The sequence below is a fragment of the Variovorax sp. GW821-FHT06D12 genome, assembly GCF_059419205.1.
In genome coordinates, this window is the sequence record NZ_JBWKRI010000005.1 from 410,860 (window position 1) to 431,079 (window position 20,220).

A 20,220-nucleotide genomic window follows, 5' to 3' on the forward strand; every position below is an offset into this window, starting at 1 on the left:
GCGCCGGAAGGGCCGCAGGGCGCGGCCCTTTCGACACACCCGGCCTCAGCCCTGGATGAACGCCAGCAGGTCGGCGTTCACCTGCGCCGCGTGCGTGGTGCAGGTGGCGTGCGGCGCGCCGGCGTACAGCTTGAGCTGGCTGCTCTTGATCATTTCGGCCGCCAGCTTGCCCGTGGCCTCGAAGGGCACGACCTGGTCGTCGTCGCCATGGATCACCAGCGTGGGCACGTCGATCTTCGCCATGTCGGGGCGGAAGTCGGTCTCGGAGAACGCCGTCACGCAGTCGATGGTGGCCTTGATCGAGGCCTGCAGCGCGATCTGCAGCGTCTGCTTGAACACGCCCTGCGACACCTTCGCGCCCGGTCGGTTGGTGCCGTAGAACAGCGTGCTGAAGTCGTCGATGAACTGCGCCCGGTCGGCGGCCAGCCCGGCGCGGATGCCCGCGAAGAGCGAGGCCTCGGGGCCCACGGGATGGTCGGGCGTCTTCATGAACAGCGGCGTCACCGCGCTGATGAGCGCCAGCTTCGCCACGCGGGCGCTGCCCTTGCGCGCGAGGTAGCGCGTGACGTCGCCGCCGCCCATCGAGAAGCCCGCCAGGATCACGTTGTTCAGGTCGAGCTTTTCGATCAGCTCGGCGATGTCGTCGGCGAAGGTGTCGTAGTCGTAGCCGGTCCAGGGCTGGCTGGAGCGGCCGAAACCGCGGCGGTCGAACGCGATGACGCGGTAGCCGCGCTCGGCGAAGAACAGCATCTGGGCGTCCCACATGTCGGCGCTCAGCGGCCAGCCGTGGCTGAAAAGAATCGGCTGGCCGCTGCCCCAGTCCTTGTAATAGAGCTCGGTGCCGTCGCGAAGGGTCAGTGTGGTCATGGTTTTTCCTTGAGGTTGGCGAGAGGTTGAAGGGAAAAGAGAAAGCAGAATCCGCGCCGCTCAGAGCGCCAGAAAGTGATGCACCTCGGGCTTGCCCGGGCCGATGTGAAAGCGCAGCGCCTCGGCCTGCAGGTCGGCGTCGGCGTGCGACACGCGGTGGTGCTGGCGCAGGTGCTCGGCCCACGACTCCACGAGGAACCACTCCATCACGCGCTCGGCGTCGGCCGTGTGCTCGTGCACGCCCCAGGCGTAGGCGCCGTCGCGGCGGCGCTCCAGCGACAGGCGCTTCATCGCATCGAGGAACGCCGGCCGGTCTTCCTTGCGGATGCGGTACTCGACCTGGATCATCACGGGCCCGCGGTCGTGCGCCACCGGCTCGGCCAGCAGCGGCTCGGGCCAGTGGTTCGAGGCCTGCAGGTCGGCCTCGCCGGCGGGCAGCCGCACGCGGTGGAACACCAGCCCCATCACCACCAGCCCCACCGCCCCCGCCACCAGCGTGGCCGGCACGCCGATCTGCTGCGCCACCAGGCCCCAGCCCAGGCTGCCGGCGGCCATGGCGCCGTTGAACACCGTGAGGTACACGGCCAGCCCGCGCCCGCGCACCCAGTTCGGCAGGATCGACTGCGCCACCCCGTTGAGCGTGGTCAGCGCAATGATCCAGCCCAGCCCGAGCACGCCCAGCATCGGCACCGCCAGCCATTGCGGCGGCGCGAACACCAGGGCGCCCATCACCGCGGCCGTGAGCAGCGAGGCCAGCAGCAGCATGCCGTCGGCATCGAGCCGGGCACGCAGCCGCGGCATCACCAGCGCGCCGCCGATGGCGCCCGCGCCCACGGCGCCGAGCAGGATGCCGTAGAAGCTCGCCGTGCCGCCCAGCATCTGGCGCGCCACCAGCGGCAGCAGCGCCCACACCGAGCTGGCGAACAGGAAGAACACCGCCGCACGCAGCAGCACCACATGCAGCTCCTTGCTGGCCCGCGTGTAGCGCAGGCCCGCGCGGAAGGCGCCGAAGAAGTTCTCGGACAGCCCGCTGTCCACCGCCGCCGGGCGCTTCCACCACAACAGCGCCGCGATCACGAACACATAGCTCAGCACGTCCAGCCCGTAGGTGGCGGCCGCGCCGAAGCTCGCCAGGATCAGCCCGCCCGCCGCCGGCCCGATGGAGCGCGCGATGTTGATGCCCAGCGAGTTCAGCGCCACCGCGCCCTTGAGCTCGCTGCGCGGCACCAGCTCCGGCACGATCGACTGCCAGGTCGGCCCCATGAGCGCCGCGCCGATGCCGCCCACGAAGGTCAGCGCAATCAGGTACTCGACCGTGAGCGTGCCTGTGTGCGACAGCACCAGCAGCGTGCCGCTCACCGCGGCCAGCAGCACCTGCACGAAGATCAGGAAGCGCCGGCGGTCGAGGATGTCCGACAGCACGCCGGCCGGAATCGCCAGCAGGAAGATCGGCAGCGTCGCCGCCGTCTGGATCAGCGCCACCGCCGTCGGGCTGGCCGACAGGTCGGTCACCAGCCACGAGCTGGCCACGTCGCGCATGAAGCTGCCGATGTTGCCCAGCACCGTGGCGGCCCACAGCACGGCGAAGACCGGCTGGCGCAGCGGCGCGAAGGCGCCGGCGGCTTTGGCTTGGGGCTCAGTCATCGTGGCGCTCCTTGAGGTCGAGCCAGGCGACGAGCACGAAGCCGCCGACCAGGCCCAGGTGTTCGAAGAAGGAGTTGGCCGCCATGAAGCGTTCCTGCCCCAGCGGCATCTCCCAGAAACGCAGCGCGACGAAGGTCGCCATCAGCGTGAAGCCGCCCAGCGCGAGCGCGCCGAGCCAGCGCCAGAAGCCGGTGAGGATGAGCGCCGCGGCGCCCAGCTCCAGCACGATCACCGCCACGGCCAGCGGGCCGGCCGGCGACAGGCCGAAGTGGTTCATCTCGGCGATGGCGGCGTTGAAGTCCAGCGCCTTGTTCAGGCCGCCCTGCAGGTAGGCCGCGCACAGCAGCAGCAAGGCGATCCAGCGCACGGCGGGCGAAAGGGTCCAGTGCATGGCCTTCATCACACCGCCCAGCAGGCGCAACCCAGCGCGCCCCAGAAGCTCTTCAGGTCGGCAATGGGCAGCTTGCTGCTCCAGGCCGTCGCGTGGCTGTGGCCGTGCACGTTGCAGTCGTTGGCGCAGGCGCACGACATCGCGGCGTTGCGCATCACCTTCTGCAGCGGCGCGCCCTCGGCCGTGTCGGCCCAGCCCGCATAGCCGCCGAAGGTGCGCGCGGGCGACCAGTCGGGCATGGCGGGCGGCAGGCCGCCTTCGTCGTGCGCGGCGAACGGGCCGGCGCCGTAGACCACCTTGCCGCCCACCATCGTGAGCAGCGCCGTGGTGTCGGCAATCTCCGATTCGGCGCAGGCGAAGAAGTCGCGGTCGGGCACCACCAGGTCGGCCAGCTGGCCTTCCTGGATGCGGCCCTTCTTGCCCTCCTCGTTCGAGAACCAGGTGACGTTCTCGGTCCACATGCGCAGCGCGGCCTCGCGGTCCAGGCAGTTGCGCTGCGGGTACAGCTGCATGCCGCCCACCGTCTTGCCCGTGACCAGCCACGACAGCGACACCCACGGGTTGTACGAGGCCACGCGCGTCGCGTCGGTGCCGGCCGACACCTTCAGGCCGCGCTCGAGCATCTTCTTGACCGGCGGCGTGGCCTCGGCCGCGCCGGGGCCGTAGCGCTCGACGAAATACTCGCCCTGGTAGGCCATGCGGTGCTGCACCGCCACGCCGCCGCCGAGCGCGGCGATGCGGTCCATCGACTTCTCGGAAATCGTCTCGGCATGGTCGAAGAACCAGTTCAGGCCGGCCAGCGGCGTGTCCTTGTTGACCTTCTCGAACACGTCGAGCGAGCGGCTGATGGTTTCGTCGTAGGTCGCGTGCATGCGCCACGGCCAGCGGTTCTGCGCCAGGATGCGCACCACGCCTTCGAGGTCGCCTTCCATCTCGGGCGCCATGTCGGGGCGCGGCTGGCGGAAGTCCTCGAAGTCGGCCGCCGAGAACACCAGCATCTCGCCCGCGCCGTTGTGGCGGAAGTAGTCGTCGCCCTGCTTGTATCTGGAGTTGGCCGTCCAGTTCAGGAAGTCGTCCTTCTCGGCCTTGGGCTTCTGCGTGAAGAGGTTGTAGGCCAGGCGGATCGTGAGCTGCCCGTCGTCGTGCAGCTTCTGGATCACTTCATAGTCGTCGGGGTAGTTCTGGTTGCCGCCGCCCGCGTCGATGGCGCCGGTCACGCCCAGGCGGTTGAGCTCGCGCATGAAGTGGCGCGTGGAATTGAGCTGGTAGTCGAAGGGCAGCTTCGGCCCCTTGGCCAGCGTGGCGTACAGGATGGCCGCGTTCGGCTTGGCCAGCAGCAGGCCCGTGGGGTTGCCGGCGCTGTCGCGCACGATCTCGCCGCCGGGCGGCGCGGGCGTGTCCTTGGTGTAGCCCACGGCGCGCAGCGCGGCGCCGTTGAGCAGCGCGCGGTCGTACAGGTGCAGGATGAACACCGGCGTGTCGGGCGCCACAGCGTTCAGCTCGGCCAGGGTCGGCAGGCGCTTCTCGACGAACTGGTGCTCGGTGAAGCCGCCCACCACGCGCACCCACTGCGGCGCGGGCGTGATCGCCACCTGGCGCTTGAGCATGCCCATGGCATCGGCCAGGCTCTTCACGCCGTCCCAGCGCAGCTCCATGTTGTAGTTCAGGCCGCCGCGAATGATGTGCAGGTGGTTGTCGATGAGGCCCGGCAGCACGCGCTGGCCTTGCAGGTCGATCACGCGGGTGTGGCTGCCGGCCAGCGGCAGCACGTCTTCGGCGCGGCCCACGCGGGTGAAGCGGCCGTCCTTGATGGCCACCGCGTCGGCCGTGGGGTTGGCACGGTCCAGCGTGGTGAAGCGGCCGTTGCGCAGGATGAGGTCGGGGGTCTGGGTGGTGGCCATGGTGGATGCGGGTGCGAGGGAGGTGGCTGCAAAGGCGCCGAGGGCGCTCAGGAAGTGGCGGCGTTGCGGGTCGGGGGCGTTCATGCGTCGCTCCGCTCGGACGGGCGGCTGCCGACGGCGGCAGACTTCACCGCCCCGGGCTGCGCGCAGGTCGGCAGCTTGCCGAACACATGCGGCTTGACCTGGTCATGCAGCCACGAGGTGGCGGCCGGCCGGTCGAACACCTGCCGCACCAGCGGCGGGATCTGCTCGCCGAGCAGGATGCCCAAGAGGCCCACCAGGGCGATCACCGGCGGCGCCGGCGAGCGCACCTGGAAGAGCGCGTAGATCACGCCGACCAGCAGGCCGAGCGCGAGGGAAACGACATAGGTCTTCATGGTCGGTCGGCCTTGCGGGTGCGCTGCGCTCAACCCTCGTGGGCGCCGAACATGGTCTTGGCGTACGTCACGCCCAGACCGTAGGCGCCGCCCACCTTCTTCGCAATACCGGTCGTCAACTCGTACGTGTCGCCACGCGCCCAGTCGCGCTGCAGCTCCAGCAGGTACTGCAGCGAGGTCATCGGCTGCGCGCCGGCCTGCACCATGCGCTCCATCGCGCGGTTGTGCGCCTCGGTGGACACGTCGCCGCAGGCGTCGGCAATCACGTACACCTCGAAGCCCTGGTCCAGCGCCGACAGCGCCGGGCCCACGATGCACACGCTGGTCCACAGGCCGGCCAGCACGATGCGCGGCTTGCCGATGGCGTTCACGCGCTCGATCACGGCGGCGTCTTCCCAGGTGTTCATCGAGGTGCGGTCGAGCATCTTCTGGCCGGGGAAGGCGTCGGTGATCTCGCTGAACATCGGGCCCGAAAAGCTCTTCTCGGCCACGGTCGTGAGGATGGTCGACACCTTGAAGCCGGCCGCCGCCTGCGCCACCAGCGCGGCGTTGTTGCGCAGGTTCACGGCGTCGATCGAGTGCGTGGCAAAGGCCATCTGCGACTGGAAGTCGATCATCACCAGCGTGTGGTCGGTGGGGGTGAGCAGCTTGGCGCCGGCGGTGGGGGTGGCTTGGACGATCATGAAAGGCTCCTTCGGCAAAGTTGGGTGCGTGGATATTCGATTCAGTTCACAATCGCTTTCGGAGGGAATCTCCTTGGCGTGGGCTCAATCATCCGGTGCACGCAGGCCTCTATCGACGAAACTTTTCACCATCAATGATCGAAGTTTTCGATCATTCCTTTTTTCCTGCGAGGAACGCCCCGTGCTCAAGCTCACCCTGGAAGCCATCGAGGTCGTCGACGCCATCGCGCGCCACGGCTCCTTTGCCGCCGCCGCCGCGCGGCTGAACAAGGTGCCCTCCACCATCTCCTACGCCGTGGGCAAGCTCGAAGAACAGCTGGGCATGCTGCTGTTCGAGCGCAACGGCCCGCGCGTGACCCTCACCGCCGCCGGCGAGGAAATGCTCAAGGAAGGCCGCTGGCTGCTCGGCGCCGCGAGCGACCTCGAATCGCGCATGCGGCAGATTGCCACCGGCTATGAATCAGAACTGCGGCTGGTGCACGACTCGCTCATTCCCACGCAGGCCTTCATGGACGACATCCGCGCCTTCGAAGACCTGCGCTGCGGCACGCGGCTGCGCATCGGCTGCGAGGCGCTCACCGGCAGCTGGGAGGCGCTGCGCGAGGGCCGCGCCGACATCGTCGTGGCCGCGGGCGAAGGCCCGGCCGGCGGCGGCCACCAGGCCGTGGCCGTGGGCAGCCTGGCGTTCGCCTTCTGCGTGGCGCCCACCCACCCGCTCACGCGGCTGAAGCGCCCCGTGCAGCGCGGCGATCTCATCGACTGCAACGCCATCGTGGTCGGCGACACCGCGCGCACCCTGTCGGACCGCACCGTGGGCCTCATGGCCGGCCAGCCGCGCATCACCGTGCCGTCGATGGCCGCCAAGGTCGCCTGCCAGGTCGCCGGGCTGGGCCACGGCTTTCTGCCGCGCGCCTGCATCACCGACGAGCTGGCGCGCGGCACGCTGGTCGAACTGCCGACCGAGGAACCGCGCGCGCCCGAAGCCTTCTGGCTCGCGTGGAAAACCGGCGCGCAGGGCCAGGCGCTGCGCTGGTGGCGCGAGCGGCTGCACCGCACGCTGGTGCCTGCGCTGCTGCCGCGTTCGTTCCTCTGAAGAAAAAAGAGAGGTTGTCGTTCAGCGGCCGGCGCGCAGCTTGTCGAGCGCGCGGTCGAGAAACGCCAGCCGGTCTTGTCCCCAGAAGCGCTCGCCGTTCAGGATGAACGTGGGCGCGCCGAACACACCCGCTTCCACCGCGTCGGCGCTGTTGGCGCGGTACACCGCCAGCACCTCGGCCGACTGCTCCAGCGCCTGCAGCGCCGCGCCGTCGTAGCCGTTCTCGTCGGCGATCGCGATGCGCACCGCGGCCTGCGCCGTGTCGCGCTCCTCGGCCCACAGCGCGCGCAGCAGCGCGTGCGACAGCGGCTGCGCGTCCAGGCCCTGCAGCTGGGCGGCGATCACCATCCAGCCGGGGTACTTGTTCCAGTTCGGGTCGGTCGGCGCGCCCTTCGGGTAGTGCGCGGGCTCCAGGTTCATCGGCATGCCGAGGTAATCGCGCCAGCGCGACAGCTCCAGCGCGTGGTACGTGCGGCGCGGCTCGGGGCGCGTCTTCAGCGGAATGCCGCCGGTCTGCGGCACCACCGCCTGGAAGTCGTAGGGCTTGAGCGTGAGCTGCACATGGTGGCGGCGCACGATGTCTTGCAGTTGCGGGCCGCCGAGGTAGGCCCAGGGCGAGGAAAGGCTGTAGTAGCAGTCGATGGCGATCATGCGGGGATTATCTTCAGCCCCCGGCCGGCGCGCCGCGCGCCACGGCCATACACCTCGCAACGCACCGCCTCGCGAACGCGGTGAAACTACGCCCCTTGCGCGTTGTGCACCGGCCGGGCCCTGCCCTTGCGATGCCACGCCGCCACTTTCTCGGGAGCCCTGATTTGCAGAAGAACACCCAAGCCAAGATTGCCCGCATTGCCCTGTCGGCCTCGGCCGCCGCCATTGGCAGCCTGGCCGCCTACTGGACCCTGCTCGCCACGCGACAGGGCCACATTCTTTTCAACGCCCGCAAGCTGCCCGTGGTGCATCTGTCGGACGACTTCTCGACCTACTCGCACCCCGTGCCCGGCGGCATGGTGCGCGGCTACGTCTACCACCCGCAGGGCGAAGACGCGCTGCAGGACCTGTTCATCTACTTCGCCGGCCGCGGCGAAGACGTGCGCGCCACCGCGCAGATGCTGCACTGGCTGCCCGAGGGCTTCGGCTTTGCGGCGCTCAACTACCGGGGCGTGGCCGACTCGCAGGGCGCGCCGTCTGAAATCGCCTCCGTGGCCGACGCCGCCCAGTTCGCCAGCCACCTGCGCCGCGCCTTTCCGCAGGCACGGCTGCACGTGGTGGGCCGCAGCCTGGGCACCGGCGTGGCCATCCAGCTCGTGGCGCGGCAGGAATTTGCGAGCCTGCAGCTCATCACCCCCTACGACTCGCTGCTCGAAGTCGCCAAGAAGCGCTTTCCGCTCGTGCCGCTGTCGCTGTTGCTGCGCCACCGCTTCAACTCCATCGAACACAGCAAGGAAGTCGCCGCCAAGACCCAGGTGCTGCTCGCCGCGAAGGACGACGTGGTGCCCCACGAGCGCTCCGAGAAACTCATCGCCGCCTGGCCCACGCCCGTGAGCGTGCAGACCGTGTCGAACTCGGACCACCACAACATCACCGGGCTCGAAGAGACCTGGCTGATGCTGGTGGACTTTGCGTTGACGGCTGTGTTGCCGGAGACGAAGGCGGCTTGAGGGCTGCGGGCCGGTCGTGAGGCAGAGGCTTCACGCCGGCCGCCGGGGCTAGGCCGGCTTGAGCGAGGGGTGCGCTTGCAGCGCATCGCGCACGGCGCCGGCTGTTGCGTTGACGGTGGCGATGCGCGTCATCAACGCTTCGTTGAGCAGGCGCAGCAAGGCGCTCAGTTCGGTGCGGGTGGGGGCGAGCTCTTCGCTGTCGTTCAGAGCGCTGGTGTCTACGAGCTTTTCTAGGGCGGTGTAGGCGCGCATTACTGCGTTGAGGTTGTCGGCGTCGTCGCAGGCTTGCAGGGCGAGGTCGTCGAGACAGGGGAATGCGGGGTCGTGCCGAGTGGGCGATTGCTCGGGCGCGGATGCAGCTTCAGCCATGAGAGGCCTCCAAGAATTTCGGTTTGCTACAACCGCCGCACCCGCTTCCAAACGGGGGCGGCAGCTCGAACGGGTTGGAAGACCGGGAAACTCTTGCAAGAAACCGGCAGGGCTCGCGCCCTCCCGTCCGAGCCGCCAAAAACTGGCGCGCGAACGAAAAAGCCGCAGACTCTGTGCGGTGGCTGCGGCTTTCGTCGCAGAGTTTCGAACGGGCTTCCAAACCCGGTCGCGATTTTGCGCGACGGGCGCAGTATAGGCGGGGACGCCCCCGTAGAAAACGGCGTTCGCCCATGGGAAACTTGCTGGGCTTCCTACTCTAAATCTATGCCTAAGCGGACAAATCAATTCCAACGCCTCGCGGCAGTGATTCACGGACGGCTCTCCAAGGCTTGGGAAGTTGAGGAGTCGCGAATGCTGCGCGACTTGTCCACCGGTCAGGAGCGCGAAGTCGATGTAGTGGCGCTAGCAACTGTCATGGAGCACAAGCTCTTCTTGTGTATTGAGTGTCGGGATCATGCACGCCCCGCCGACGTCACTTGGGTCGAAGCTATGGCGAAGAAACACGAGAGCCTGCCGACTTCTAAGCTCGTGCTTTGGTCTCGAAATGGGTTCTCGCGGACCGCCATAAGCAAAGCTCGCCTTTTCAAAATAGACCTCGTGTCCGCCAAAGATGTCGAGAAAACGGACTGGGCGGCGAAGGCTCGAAGTATGGTGGGAGCGCAAGTTCGCTTGGTTTCACCCGCCTTCAGACCATTCATAGATGTGAAACACCCGAATGGGTCTTTCGAGCGCATCGACAACGCTTTCGATGCACAGTGGTTTCGCAAATCAGGAGAACTAGTGGGAGCCATGCCAGCCCTGCTTCAAATACTTCTGACAGATGACGCGGTGAGCACGACCATGCTTGACCACGCGCCGCTCGGATCAGGCGACTTCTGGGTCCAATACTGCCCACCCAATGGTGAGGAGTGGTTTGTTAAAAATGCTCAAGGGATCGCGATGGAAGTGTCGCGTGTCGGGGTTGGTATCAGGACAATGACAGAGCAACTCCCCTTAGATGTTGCTTCCACCCCGTACGGCGGCAAGGTGCTCACCCTTGCTACAGCAACAAAACCCAATGGCACTCGGTTTGACTTCTACGTCGAAGAATCCAGTGACGGAAGTTCTACGGTGGATGCTTCTCAGACCAACACTTCCAGTGAAGCTGACTCATAAGCGGTTCGCCCGAACAAGGTGGTCGTCCTCAAGCGTTTTTGGAACAGCTGCCGCGCCTAGTTGACCTGCATGCGTGGCCCCTTCTTCAACTCTGGATGCTCACTCAGCATCCGCCTAGCTAGATCAAAGTGATCAGCATATGAGAAGAGATAACGCTCACTCCATTTCACTTGTAGCGAGTTGAAGTTCTCTACGTTTTGAGGCCGATACGAGATTGGCGTGCCGTTGCGCAAAGCGGAATCAAGGAGAAGGATCTCCTCGGGGTGCTCGATCTGAGCTTTCATCATCCCAGGCGGCATGCGTCGCAATTTATCTGCTCCGCTAAACACCGTATCAGCCAACGTTGAACACCAGAGCACTAAGGCGCGCGTTGGACTCAACGGAAAGTACACCTCAATTCCAGGGGCTGCCAGCCCGACATTGCCGCGTGGTGATATGTCGCGTCTGTTTTGCATCGCAAGAGGGTGATCCCCAAGTATGAAAGGGTCCTTCTTTGATGTGGCAGCAAGCCCCCATACCTTGCTGAGAAAGTGTTCGACGAACATGCTTGGGGCGTTGACTAGAAATTTTCCCGTCTGAGCTTTCAAGTCGTTCTCAGATGGTTCTTTGAGCAGCTCTTCTGCTTGCGATCCAAGTGCCACTTCATCACCCGCTCTCCTCAGATGCTCTCGCAGCATTCGAGGAAACTCAGCCCACTGCTCTCGAAAGGCTCGCGTACGCACGAGTTGAACCGAGAAAAATTCAGCCAAAACAAATTTGTCATCTGCATCCAGTCCTTTGAGTGAATCTGCATCAAGAACTGACTGAAAAACTGGCTTCGCAGCGGATTCAAGCTTGGACAAATAGGGCTCTAGAGAAATCGCACGATCCTCAGTTTGAAAATCATAAAAGCGACTCTCGCTTGCGATGTTCTTAGCATTCGCGGTGAAAGTCTTACCCGATCGCTTCTCGAAGACAAAAACTTGGTCTTTCTTTCCCGTCCCAAAATTTCGCAGGAGAAACTGAGGAACATAGTGCTGAATTTTTGCGGCGGTCATTTGGTCTCTTCTGATTTCGACTCCAGTCATGGTATTTGATCGAGTCACCCCCACAAATGGGATGCGAAAGGGCTATCTACTTCTGAAATGCTCACTTGGACTGCCCGAGTCAACAACTCACGGTCAGCCCTTCAAAATTGGCCTTCAGACATATTTGCCACCAAGTCAACTATCTTCTGCATTTAACCCCATTTATCCGCAAAGGTAACCGCAAGACACTCCTCCTCATCCCACAAGGAGTGCTCTCATGCCAATCGCCTTACTCGCGCTGACCCTCAGCGCCTTCGCCATCGGAACGACCGAGTTCGTCATCGTTGGCCTCATTCCCACCGTCGCTGCCGACCTCGGCATCGGCCTTCCCTCGGCGGGCCTGCTGGTCAGCCTCTATGCGCTGGGCGTTGCCATTGGCGCGCCGGTGCTCACGGCCCTCACGGGCAAGCTGCCGCGCAAGGCGCTGCTGCTCGGGCTGATGGCGCTGTTCACGGTCGGCAACCTGCTGGCGTGGCAGGCGCCCAGCTATGAATCGCTGATTGCCGCCCGCGTGCTCACGGGGCTGGCGCACGGGGTGTTCTTCTCGATCGGCTCGACGATTGCCACCGGCCTGGTGCCGAAGGAAAAGGCGGCGAGCGCCATCGCGATCATGTTCACGGGCCTCACGGTGGCGCTGGTCACGGGCGTGCCGCTGGGCACGTTCATCGGGCAGCACTTCGGCTGGCGCGAGACTTTCCTGGCGGTGTCGGCGCTGGGCGTGGTCGCCTTCATCGGCAGCTGGATCTTCGTGCCGGGCAACATCCGCCACACGCCGCCGGCCTCGCTGGCGCAACAAGCCAAGGTGCTGGCCGAGCCGCGCCTGCTGCTGGTGTATGCCAAGACGGCCATCGGCTACGGCGGCTCGTTCATTCCGTTCACGTTCCTGGCGCCGATCCTCACTGATGTGTCGGGCTTCAGCGCCGGCGCGGTGGGCTGGGTGATGCTGGTGTACGGCATCTCGGTGGCGGTGGGCAACATCTGGGGCGGCAAGCTGGCCGACCGCATGGGCCCGATTCCGGCGCTGAAGATCATCTTTGCGCTGCTGGCGGCCGTGCTGCTGGTCTTCAACTTCGCGGCGCCGCACAAGTGGCTGGCGCTGGTGGCGGTGCTGATGTGGGGCGCGGTGGCGTTCGGCAACGTGCCGGGGCTGCAGGTGTACGTGGTGAAGCAGGCCGAGCGCTTCACGCCGCAGGCGGTGGACGTGGCCTCGGGCCTGAACATCGCGGCCTTCAACCTGGGCATTGCCGGCGCGGCCTGGGCCGGCGGCCTGATCGTGACGCACCTCGGGCTGATGCACACGCCCTGGATCGGCGCACTCGTCGTGCTGGTCTCTCTGGCCCTCACGCAGTGGAGCGGCTCGCTCGACCGCCGTGCCGGCATTCCGGTGCGCGCCTCGGGGCCGGTGCCGGTCGGGCACTGAGCCTTCTTCCTCCCTCTTCTTTTCCCTTTCTTTGAACGCACAAGGACAACACACGCCATGACCACGAACAACAACTCTTCCATTCCCGCCTTCGGCCTCGGCACCTTCCGCCTGCAGGGCCAGGTGGTGATCGACTCGGTGAAGAGCGGCCTCGACCTGGGCTACCGCACGATCGACACGGCACAGATCTACGGCAACGAAGCCGAGGTGGGCCAGGCCATTGCCGAAAGCGGCGTGGCCCGCAACGACCTGTTCATCACCACCAAGATCTGGACCGACCACTACGCGAAAGGCAAGCTGGTGCCCAGCCTGAAAGACAGCCTCGCCAAGCTGCGCACAGACCATGTGGACCTGACGCTGATCCACTGGCCCTCGCCCGGCAACGCCGTGCCGGTGGCCGAGTTCATGGGCGCGCTGGCCGAGGCCCAGGCGCTGGGGCTCACGAAGCAGATCGGCGTGTCGAACTTCAACATCGCGCTGATGCAGGAGGCCATTGCCGCCGTGGGCGCGCCGGCCATTGCCACGAACCAGATCGAGCTGCACCCCTACCTGCAGAACCGCAAGGTGGCGGCCTTCGCGCAGAGCCAGGGCATCCGCATCACCTCGTACATGACGCTGGCCTACGGCAAGGTGCTGAACGACCCGGTGATCGGCGCGATTGCCACGGCGCACGGCGCCACGCCCGCGCAGGTGGTGCTGGCCTGGGCGATGCAGCTGGGCTACGCGGTGATTCCTTCGTCGACGAAGCGCGCGAACCTCGAAAGCAACCTGAAGGCGCAGCAACTGACGCTGACCGAGGCCGAGATGGCGCAGATCGCCGCGCTCGACCGCGGCGAGCGGCTGACCGATCCGCAAGGGCTGTCGCCGGCGTGGGATTGATCACCCCAGCCATTCCCCAGCCGCTTTTTGTGCGACCCGCATTCGCGGGTCGCACGTGCGCCGATGACGCGCTCCCAACCGGTTGACGATAGACAACAGTGTTAGCGCGCTCGCCCACATACAACGCCCCGTCATCAAACGGGAGCGTATCGAATGGAGCGAAAGATTCTTGTGGTTGGAGACCCACCAGTCCCTGGTGGTCGAATCCTTCCGTACAGCGGACCCATGTTCGACCTGCACGGGCATCGGGTCGCCCTGATCGGCGGCAGGGCCTATTGCGAGGGCTGCAACAGCGTCGGCATCATTGCCAAGGCCGGAGGGACACGGCGCCCTCGATTCATCTCGGAGGCTGCGCTGGAGGGAGACGTGGTGGTCTGCCACTGTCCGGTGCCGCAGCCACTGGTTGCCACACTTCAGCACACGTCGACCTGCGACGACGGGGCCTGGCAGGCTGCTACGGCGCAGACGAATCTGATGGCATCGGCGATGACGGCAGTCACCGTGCCTTCAGCGGAGATGGCAGCCCTGAAGCAGGCGGTGGACGAAGGCGTCACGCATCCACCCGAAGCGGCGCAGACCGAAAGAATCTGCCCGAACATGACGAACAAGGAGTTCGCCGCCTTGGTGATGAAGCTGCGCGACATGGCGGTCGACTACATCGCGAAAAAGCGGCTCCCTGAACTGGAGCGATGGGACAAGGGGGCCCAGGCCCGGGTGAGCGAATGGTTTGGCGTGGCCGATCAAGGCATCCGCGAACATCTGCAGAAAGGCCTGTCCGCATGCATCCGTGTGCTTCAAGGCATGGAAGCGAAAAACTTCATTCGATACACGGAAGACGGCAAGGTGGCGACCTGCGTTCTGCCCAGCGCGAACGGCGCCGCCGCGGCAGTCTGCAAACCGGACACGGGCACCCACACTGTGGCGATCGCGCTTGTCTTCTGCAATTTCAGGTTCGACAACAAGACCAACTTCGACACAGGTGCCGTGCTGGACGGTGACTCGCGATTGCTGACGCTGATCCATGAGGTCACCCACTTCGATGACACCTTTGGCTCGGACGACACCTGGTACGGAACCTCGAACTCCAGAGAGCATGCGAAGGAATTCAAGTCCCGGCTGAATGCAGACAGCCTTGCGGCCTATATTCTTGGCGTTACCCGCTAAGGCACACCGTGATCAGGCATCTGAAATCTCTGAGGGGCGTGGCTCTCGCTCTGGCAACACTCGGGCCGACCGCCGTGCTCGCATGCAGTCCCATCAAGGTCTTCTACGTGTACTTCGACCGAGACTCCGCGGCCGTATCGGCCGATCAAGTGCTACGGCTTGGCAGCTGGATGACAGAGCTTCGAATGCGCTATCCCAACCATGAGGCGATCTATGTCGGAGCCTCGGTCGAGCCCGGGGAGCGTGACCATCGCCCTCACGGGCTGGGTTTGGAACGAGGTCGCAACGTGGCCCGCGTGCTTCGGGAGAACCTGCAATTCACCGCCAGGATCGATCTTCCGAAAACCAGCCACGTTGTCGGCCGTGAGCCGTCTGCGAACAAGTCGGTAGAGAACCAGCGGGCCCTCGGCGTTCAGCTCGACTTCTTGCCGGCCTGTCCGCATGAATGCACCTGCCAGATGGGTGACCCGCTCTACAAGGCACCGGCTCCGCGGCACTCGACCGGGGCGAGCGGCTGAGGTCCGAAAACAGAAATGACGCCGCGCGGCAGAATGCAGTGCCCCCTCGGGGCGCCTCCACCGGCACCCTTTTCTTCTGCTTCTTTTCCCTGCCAGCCATGACCGACCTCCACACCCGCATCTCCGACAGCTTCAACGCACAGGGCCTGATGGCCACGCTCGGCGCGCGGCTGGTGCATGTGGGCGACGGCGAGGTGCACATCGAGATGCCGTTCTCGAAGGCGCTGTCGCAGCAGCGCGGCTATGTGCATGCGGGCGCGGTGACGAGCATCGTCGACAGCGCCTGCGGCTACGCGGGGCTCACGAAGGCGCCGCAGGGCTGCGACGTGGTGACGGCGGAGTTCAAGATCAACTTCATGCGGCCCGCGCTGGGCGAACGCTTCCTGGCCGTGGGCCGGGTGCAAAGCTCGGGCAAGCTGCTCGCGGTGTGCACGGGCGAAGTGCGTGCCTTCGCGAAGGCGGGCGACACGGACTACAAGGTGGTGGCGATGATGCAGGCGACCATCGTGAACGTGCCGCAGTAAGCTGACGGCACCCCGCTTCGCGCGGCTAGCAGCGCGGCGTGGCGGTGACTTCGCTGGGCTGTTCTTGTTGTTGTTGCTGCTTCTGCTGCTCGGCGATCACCGCACGGCACAGCGCCTGCAGTTCGGCCGCGACGATGTCGGGCGCCTTGCGCAGCTCGGCAATGTCGCGCTCGCCGACGCAGTGGCCTTCGAGGCGCACATAGATGCGACTGAAGTTGCCCCCGAGCGCGCGGGCAATGTCGCGCAGGCAATCGGCCACGCTGGCAAAGCCGGTGTGGCTGTACGAGCTGGGCGGGATCACGCCCTTGGAGCGCGGCGCGCGCACGGAATACAGGTACGACGCGCCTTCAGACCGCAGCTCCACCACGGGCTGCAGACCGCGCTGAACCTCGCCGTTGCCTTGCTTTCCTTGCATGGGGCGGAGTGTAAATCTGGCGAAGGCAGAATCTGCCGACCAGGCCGAAGGCCGCTTCGCAAGGGGTGGCTCTTCTTCATTCTTGTCACGGCGACGCGTTCGCATTGCAGCCGCCATTCACACTTTGATCCATGGCCAATCGCTCCTACCTCTACAGCCTCACCAACCGGCCCACGGCGTACACGGACCGGCCCGAAACCATCTCGGGCCTGTCCGAATGGAACTACGACATTCCGTTCATGTACCGGCTGCTGATGTCGGGCGACCCGCAACTGTGCGCGTCGCTGATCTCCGACGGACTCGACAGCGACGAGGGGGATGAGAAGGTCAGGCTGTACGCGATCAGCGGCCGCTTCGAGCCGGGCTTTGCGCGGGTGAAGCGCTTGAGCGACATCGTGCGGTACCTGGCGGCGCAAGCGCCGGTGCCTGCGCCCGCACCCGCTGCCCCACCCGTCGTGGCCGCGCCGAAGGCCACGTCGTTCGTCGATCGGCTCAAGGGCTGGTTCTCGCCGCCCGCCGCACCGAAGGCACCGCCTGCGGCTGTCGCGCCCGCGACGGGCTCGACGCAGCTGCCGGGCTGGCTGGACGAGACCCTGGCTTTTCTCGAAGCCCACCGCAACGAGCACCTGCTGCTGGAGACGGTCGAGCTCGACACCATGACCGAATCGGAAGAAGCCCCGCTGCGGGCCTGCGTCGAGAAGGAGCTCGCGCGTTGCCAGCAGGCCGGCGCCGCGCTCGATGCGCTGCCGCAAGACATCGCGGCAGCGGCGCAGTTGCTGCGCGAAGCCGGTGCGAAAAAGCAGGCGGCCCCGCTCGATGCGTTCTTCGGGCTGCGCTTCGACGACGACTGCGACAGCACGCGCAGCCGCGCCACGGAATATCCGCTGGGGCTGCAGTGGTACGACGTGCTGTACTTCGGCCTGCTCAACCGCGCCGAGTTCGAAGCGGCCACGCGTGGCGATGCTGCGGCCGCGTAGCGTGTCAGTTGCCGCGTCGCGGCTCGGCCCACGCCGAGAGGATGCGCACGGCCTCGGCGTCCATCTTCTGCTCGGCCGGTTGCGCACGCGCGGCCAGCGGTGCGCCGGCTTCGGTGCGCAGCACATCGACGTCGATCGGGTGGCGCGCCGCCACGGTCACGCCTTTGAAGGCGTCGCCCGACTGCGCGAGCGTGGCCGCGTAGTACAGCTGGCCGATGCCCGCGATGTGCATGGCCGCCACGCACATGGCGCAGGGCTCGCACGAGGTGTAGAGCTCGCAGCCCGACAGGTCGACGGTGCCCAGCCGGCGGCAGGCATCGCGAATGGCCTCGACCTCGCCGTGCGAGGTGGGGTCGTGGTGCGCGACGGAGTGGTTGAAGCCCTCGCCCACCACCTCGCCGTTCTTGACGACGACCGCGCCGAAGGGCTCGGTGCCGGGTTCCTGGAGTGCACGGGCCGAAAGGGCCAGGGCGCGCTGCATGAAGTGTTCGTTGTACATGGGTCGGATCTCCGTTTGTCTCAGGCCTTGCGGGCCTGCTCGATGGGGGACGGCGCGGGCGCGGCCTGCGCGTCGAACAGGCCGGCGGTGGCGCTGGCGTAGCGGCGCGGGTCGAAGCGCAGCACGGCGGGCAGCAGCAGCACGGTGACGGCGGCCAGGTAGGCCCAGGCCATGGTGAAGCCGCCGGTCTGCTCGCGCACCCAGCCGGTGACGAAGGGCGCGAGCGCCGCGATCATGAAGCCCACGCCCTGCATGAAGCCCGCGAGCGCGCCGGCCTGCGCGGGGTCGGGCCGGTGGTCGAGCGCGAGCACCATGCACAGCGAGAACGCACCGCCCAGGCCCGCGCCGAGCACGACGGCGATGACGGCCGCTGGCACGGGCAGCGCAAGCCCGAGCGCCGCAAAGCCCGCGAGCTGCGCCAGCAGCGCCCCAACCAGCCAGCGCCGCAGGTCGCGCTGGCCGCCGCGCCGCGCAAGCGCCGGCAGGGTGAGCGCGCCGACGACCTGCGCCAGCGTCATGAGCGCGAGCACAGCGCCGCCCTGCTGCGCCGTCCAGCCGCGCTCGGCGTGGAAGTAATGCGGCAGCCACGCGACGAGGCTGGTGTAGCCGCCGTTGATGAGGCCGAAGCACAGCGCCAGCAGCCACGCGCGGCGGTGGCCGAAGCAGCGCAGCCAGGCGCGGTCGAGCGAGGGGTCGGCGGCGCGCACGGATGACGACGCGGACGGCAGCTGTCGCGCACCGCGCAGCCAGGCCGCCAGCGCCACGACCGCGAGCACCGCCCACATGGCGAGGCCGGCGTGCCAGTCGAGTTGCGCATCGCCGCCCACGGCGCGCGCGAGCCACGGGCTGGCCATGGCGCCGAGCCCGCCGCCGCCCATGATGGCGGCCGAGTAGAGCCCGGTCATGAGGCCGAGCCGCGCGGGGTAGGCCTGCTTGACCACGCCGGGCATGAGCGCCTGCACCAGCCCCACGCCCGCGCCCGCGAGCGCGGCGCTCCACAGCAGCGCCGCGGCGCCGCCCGCCACGTAGCGGCTGGCGCAGGCCAGCGCGATGGCGCCGAGCCCGAGCGCGATGCCGCCGCGCGCGCCCAGGCGCTGGCCCACGGCCGCGCCCGACAGCGACACCGCGCCCATCGCGAACATCGGCAGCACGGTGAGCAATGCGACGGCGTGGAAGCCGATGCCGGTCGCGGCGCGGATCGGTTCGAGCAAGGGGCTGCTCGACGTGAGAAAGGCGCGCAGGTTGAGCGCCACCAGCACGACCACGCAGGCGAAGAAGACCGGGCCCGCGCCGGTGCGCGGGTTGTCGGATGCGGGGAGCGTGGCGCGGCTCACGCGGGCACGGCGCCGGGCACGAGCGTGCCGTGGCGCGCGACCACGCGGCCGCCCGACACCACGAGCTTGCGCACCGGGCGGCTCACCACGGCCTGCGCGGGCGTTTGCGCGTCGACCAGCACGAGGTCGGCGCGGCAGCCCACGTCGAGCCCGTAGGCCGTGAAGCCGCAGCCGCGCGCGCCGGAATGGGTGACGGTGTCGAGCGCCACTTCGAGCTCGTCGTCGCGGCGCAGGTTGTAGCGCAGGCCGATGAGCATGGCGCGCTCAAGCATGTCGGGGTTGCCGTAGGGCGACCAGGTGTCGCGGATGCCGTCGTTGCCGCCGAGCACGGTGACGCCGGCCGCGCGGCACGCCATGAGCGGCGGCACGTTGCGCGAGGCCGGCGCGCTGGTGATGAGCACCACGCCGAGCTTGGCCATGCGCGCGAGCAGCACGTCGCGCTCGCGTTCGCTCACGTCGCCCAGGCAGAAGCCGTGGCTGATCGCGACCTGGCCCTGCATGCCGAGCGCCTCGGTGCGCTGCAGGATCAGCTCGAGCGAGAAGGCGCCCATGGCGCCGGGCTCGTGCAGGTGGATGTCGACGGGGCGCTGGTGCTTGTGGGCGATGCCGAAGAGCACGTCGAGCGACTTCACGGGGTCGCCGTCGATGGCGCAGGGGTCGAGGCCGCCGAGCACGTCGGCGCCCAGGGCCAGCGACTGGTCGAGCAGCTCGGGCGTGCCGGCACGCCCGAGCAGGCCCGACTGCGGAAACGCGACGACCTGGATCTGCTGCACCTCGCGCAGCGTCTCGCGCGTGCGCAGCGTGCCTTCGAGGTGGCGCAGGCCGGCCTGGGTGTCGACGTCGACGTGCGTGCGCAGGCGCGTGGTGCCGAGCGCGAGAAAAGCCTTGGCCAGCACCAGCGACTGCGCGGCGGCGTCGTGCCCGCTGGCGTGGCGGAAGGCGCGCTCGTTCTCGATCTTGTCGGTGAGGTGGGTGCCGACCTCGTTGCGGTACCAGTCCATACCCCACATCGTCTTGTCGAGGTGGGTGTGGCCTTCGACGAGGCCGGGCAGCAGCAAGGCGCCCTCGCCGTCTTCGACGGTGGCGCCGGCCGGCGCGGCCAGCGCCGCGCCGATCTCGGCAATGCGGCCGTCGTGCACGCGCACATCGACAGGAGACGCACCCAGGGGGCGCACGTTGCGGATCAATAGCTGGGTCATTCGGTTTCGTTCGTGGGTCAGAG

22 protein-coding genes are annotated in these 20,220 nt (G+C 67.1%); 9 read left to right on the forward strand and 13 right to left on the reverse strand.

Going from position 1 to position 20,220, the window contains the following annotated elements; all coding sequences use genetic code 11:
• Window positions 1-45: 45 nt before the first annotated feature.
• From AC07SQ_RS18170 to AC07SQ_RS18195, 6 genes are all read right to left on the reverse strand, one after another.
• Window positions 46-867 carry an alpha/beta fold hydrolase gene (locus AC07SQ_RS18170; protein WP_495272320.1) on the reverse strand — a complete coding sequence of 274 codons (822 nt, stop codon included), beginning with the start codon at window positions 865-867 and terminating at the stop codon, window positions 46-48.
• Between the two features lie 60 nt (window positions 868-927).
• Complete coding sequence (locus AC07SQ_RS18175; protein WP_070060141.1) at window positions 928-2,511, reverse strand: MFS transporter; 1,584 nt, start codon at window positions 2,509-2,511, stop codon at window positions 928-930.
• A complete protein-coding gene (locus tag AC07SQ_RS18180) occupies window positions 2,504-2,902 on the reverse strand; it encodes a DoxX family protein (protein WP_492686307.1) in 399 nt (132 codons plus the stop codon). Before AC07SQ_RS18180 ends, AC07SQ_RS18175 begins: the two co-directional genes overlap by 8 nt.
• A gap of 8 nt (window positions 2,903-2,910) precedes the next feature.
• A complete protein-coding gene (locus tag AC07SQ_RS18185; protein WP_495272494.1) occupies window positions 2,911-4,803 on the reverse strand; it encodes an amidohydrolase in 1,893 nt (630 codons plus the stop codon).
• An 80-nt stretch (window positions 4,804-4,883) separates the two neighbouring features.
• Complete coding sequence (locus AC07SQ_RS18190; RefSeq protein WP_495272319.1) at window positions 4,884-5,180, reverse strand: DUF1427 family protein; 297 nt, start codon at window positions 5,178-5,180, stop codon at window positions 4,884-4,886.
• A gap of 29 nt (window positions 5,181-5,209) precedes the next feature.
• On the reverse strand, window positions 5,210-5,863 hold the full coding sequence (locus AC07SQ_RS18195; protein WP_495272318.1) for a hydrolase: 654 nt from the start codon (window positions 5,861-5,863) through the stop codon (window positions 5,210-5,212).
• A 181-nt stretch (window positions 5,864-6,044) separates the two neighbouring features.
• On the opposite strand from AC07SQ_RS18195, the gene AC07SQ_RS18200 reads away from it, so the two are divergent.
• Window positions 6,045-6,956 (forward strand): LysR family transcriptional regulator, encoded by a 912-nt coding sequence (locus AC07SQ_RS18200; RefSeq protein WP_056575757.1) that lies wholly within the window; start codon window positions 6,045-6,047, stop codon window positions 6,954-6,956.
• A gap of 21 nt (window positions 6,957-6,977) precedes the next feature.
• Here AC07SQ_RS18200 and AC07SQ_RS18205 read toward each other — a convergent pair whose 3' ends face one another.
• Window positions 6,978-7,607: a 2-hydroxychromene-2-carboxylate isomerase gene (locus AC07SQ_RS18205; RefSeq protein ID WP_495272317.1), complete on the reverse strand. Its 630-nt coding sequence runs from the start codon at window positions 7,605-7,607 to the stop codon at window positions 6,978-6,980.
• A gap of 164 nt (window positions 7,608-7,771) precedes the next feature.
• Here AC07SQ_RS18205 and AC07SQ_RS18210 point away from each other — a divergent pair, with 164 nt between their 5' ends.
• Entirely contained in the window at window positions 7,772-8,617 is an 846-nt protein-coding gene (locus AC07SQ_RS18210) for an alpha/beta hydrolase (RefSeq protein ID WP_235944225.1), read from the forward strand.
• A 48-nt stretch (window positions 8,618-8,665) separates the two neighbouring features.
• Here AC07SQ_RS18210 and AC07SQ_RS18215 read toward each other — a convergent pair whose 3' ends face one another.
• Window positions 8,666-8,986, reverse strand: a complete 321-nt coding sequence (locus AC07SQ_RS18215; RefSeq protein WP_495272316.1) for a hypothetical protein — start codon at window positions 8,984-8,986, stop codon at window positions 8,666-8,668.
• 411 nt (window positions 8,987-9,397) lie between these two features.
• Here AC07SQ_RS18215 and AC07SQ_RS18220 point away from each other — a divergent pair, with 411 nt between their 5' ends.
• Window positions 9,398-10,201 (forward strand): hypothetical protein, encoded by an 804-nt coding sequence (locus AC07SQ_RS18220; protein ID WP_495272315.1) that lies wholly within the window; start codon window positions 9,398-9,400, stop codon window positions 10,199-10,201.
• Window positions 10,202-10,257: 56 nt separating this feature from the next.
• On the opposite strand, the gene AC07SQ_RS18225 is transcribed toward AC07SQ_RS18220, so the two are convergent.
• On the reverse strand, window positions 10,258-11,238 hold the full coding sequence (locus AC07SQ_RS18225) for a DUF4238 domain-containing protein (RefSeq protein ID WP_495272314.1): 981 nt from the start codon (window positions 11,236-11,238) through the stop codon (window positions 10,258-10,260).
• Between the two features lie 247 nt (window positions 11,239-11,485).
• On the opposite strand from AC07SQ_RS18225, the gene AC07SQ_RS18230 reads away from it, so the two are divergent.
• The 5 genes from AC07SQ_RS18230 to AC07SQ_RS18250 all read left to right on the forward strand — a co-directional run bounded on the left by AC07SQ_RS18230 (window position 11,486) and on the right by AC07SQ_RS18250 (window position 15,773).
• The gene (locus AC07SQ_RS18230) at window positions 11,486-12,688 is read left to right on the forward strand and encodes an MFS transporter (RefSeq protein WP_070060146.1); all 1,203 of its coding nucleotides are present in this window, start codon (window positions 11,486-11,488) and stop codon (window positions 12,686-12,688) included.
• Window positions 12,689-12,745: 57 nt separating this feature from the next.
• Window positions 12,746-13,567 carry a 2,5-didehydrogluconate reductase DkgB gene (gene dkgB, locus AC07SQ_RS18235; protein ID WP_495272313.1) on the forward strand — a complete coding sequence of 274 codons (822 nt, stop codon included), beginning with the start codon at window positions 12,746-12,748 and terminating at the stop codon, window positions 13,565-13,567.
• A 225-nt stretch (window positions 13,568-13,792) separates the two neighbouring features.
• Window positions 13,793-14,731: a M35 family metalloendopeptidase gene (locus AC07SQ_RS18240; protein ID WP_495272312.1), complete on the forward strand. Its 939-nt coding sequence runs from the start codon at window positions 13,793-13,795 to the stop codon at window positions 14,729-14,731.
• A gap of 185 nt (window positions 14,732-14,916) precedes the next feature.
• Window positions 14,917-15,249 (forward strand): hypothetical protein, encoded by a 333-nt coding sequence (locus AC07SQ_RS18245; RefSeq protein ID WP_495272311.1) that lies wholly within the window; start codon window positions 14,917-14,919, stop codon window positions 15,247-15,249.
• Between the two features lie 98 nt (window positions 15,250-15,347).
• A complete protein-coding gene (locus AC07SQ_RS18250; RefSeq protein WP_070060148.1) occupies window positions 15,348-15,773 on the forward strand; it encodes a PaaI family thioesterase in 426 nt (141 codons plus the stop codon).
• 25 nt (window positions 15,774-15,798) lie between these two features.
• On the opposite strand, the gene AC07SQ_RS18255 is transcribed toward AC07SQ_RS18250, so the two are convergent.
• Window positions 15,799-16,188 (reverse strand): hypothetical protein, encoded by a 390-nt coding sequence (locus AC07SQ_RS18255; RefSeq protein ID WP_495272310.1) that lies wholly within the window; start codon window positions 16,186-16,188, stop codon window positions 15,799-15,801.
• Window positions 16,189-16,319: 131 nt separating this feature from the next.
• On the opposite strand from AC07SQ_RS18255, the gene AC07SQ_RS18260 reads away from it, so the two are divergent.
• Complete coding sequence (locus AC07SQ_RS18260; RefSeq protein WP_495272309.1) at window positions 16,320-17,165, forward strand: DUF7822 domain-containing protein; 846 nt, start codon at window positions 16,320-16,322, stop codon at window positions 17,163-17,165.
• 4 nt (window positions 17,166-17,169) lie between these two features.
• On the opposite strand, the gene AC07SQ_RS18265 is transcribed toward AC07SQ_RS18260, so the two are convergent.
• Genes AC07SQ_RS18265 through AC07SQ_RS18275 form a run of 3 tightly spaced genes read right to left on the reverse strand, consistent with a single transcriptional unit; the run spans window position 17,170 to window position 20,197 of the window.
• Entirely contained in the window at window positions 17,170-17,664 is a 495-nt protein-coding gene (locus AC07SQ_RS18265; RefSeq protein ID WP_139702979.1) for a nucleoside deaminase, read from the reverse strand.
• A gap of 20 nt (window positions 17,665-17,684) precedes the next feature.
• Window positions 17,685-18,998, reverse strand: coding sequence for a cyanate transporter (locus AC07SQ_RS18270; RefSeq protein ID WP_495272308.1), 1,314 nt, complete (start codon window positions 18,996-18,998; stop codon window positions 17,685-17,687).
• Entirely contained in the window at window positions 18,995-20,197 is a 1,203-nt protein-coding gene (locus AC07SQ_RS18275; protein ID WP_495272307.1) for an amidohydrolase family protein, read from the reverse strand. Before AC07SQ_RS18275 ends, AC07SQ_RS18270 begins: the two co-directional genes overlap by 4 nt.
• Window positions 20,198-20,220: the final 23 nt, after the last annotated feature.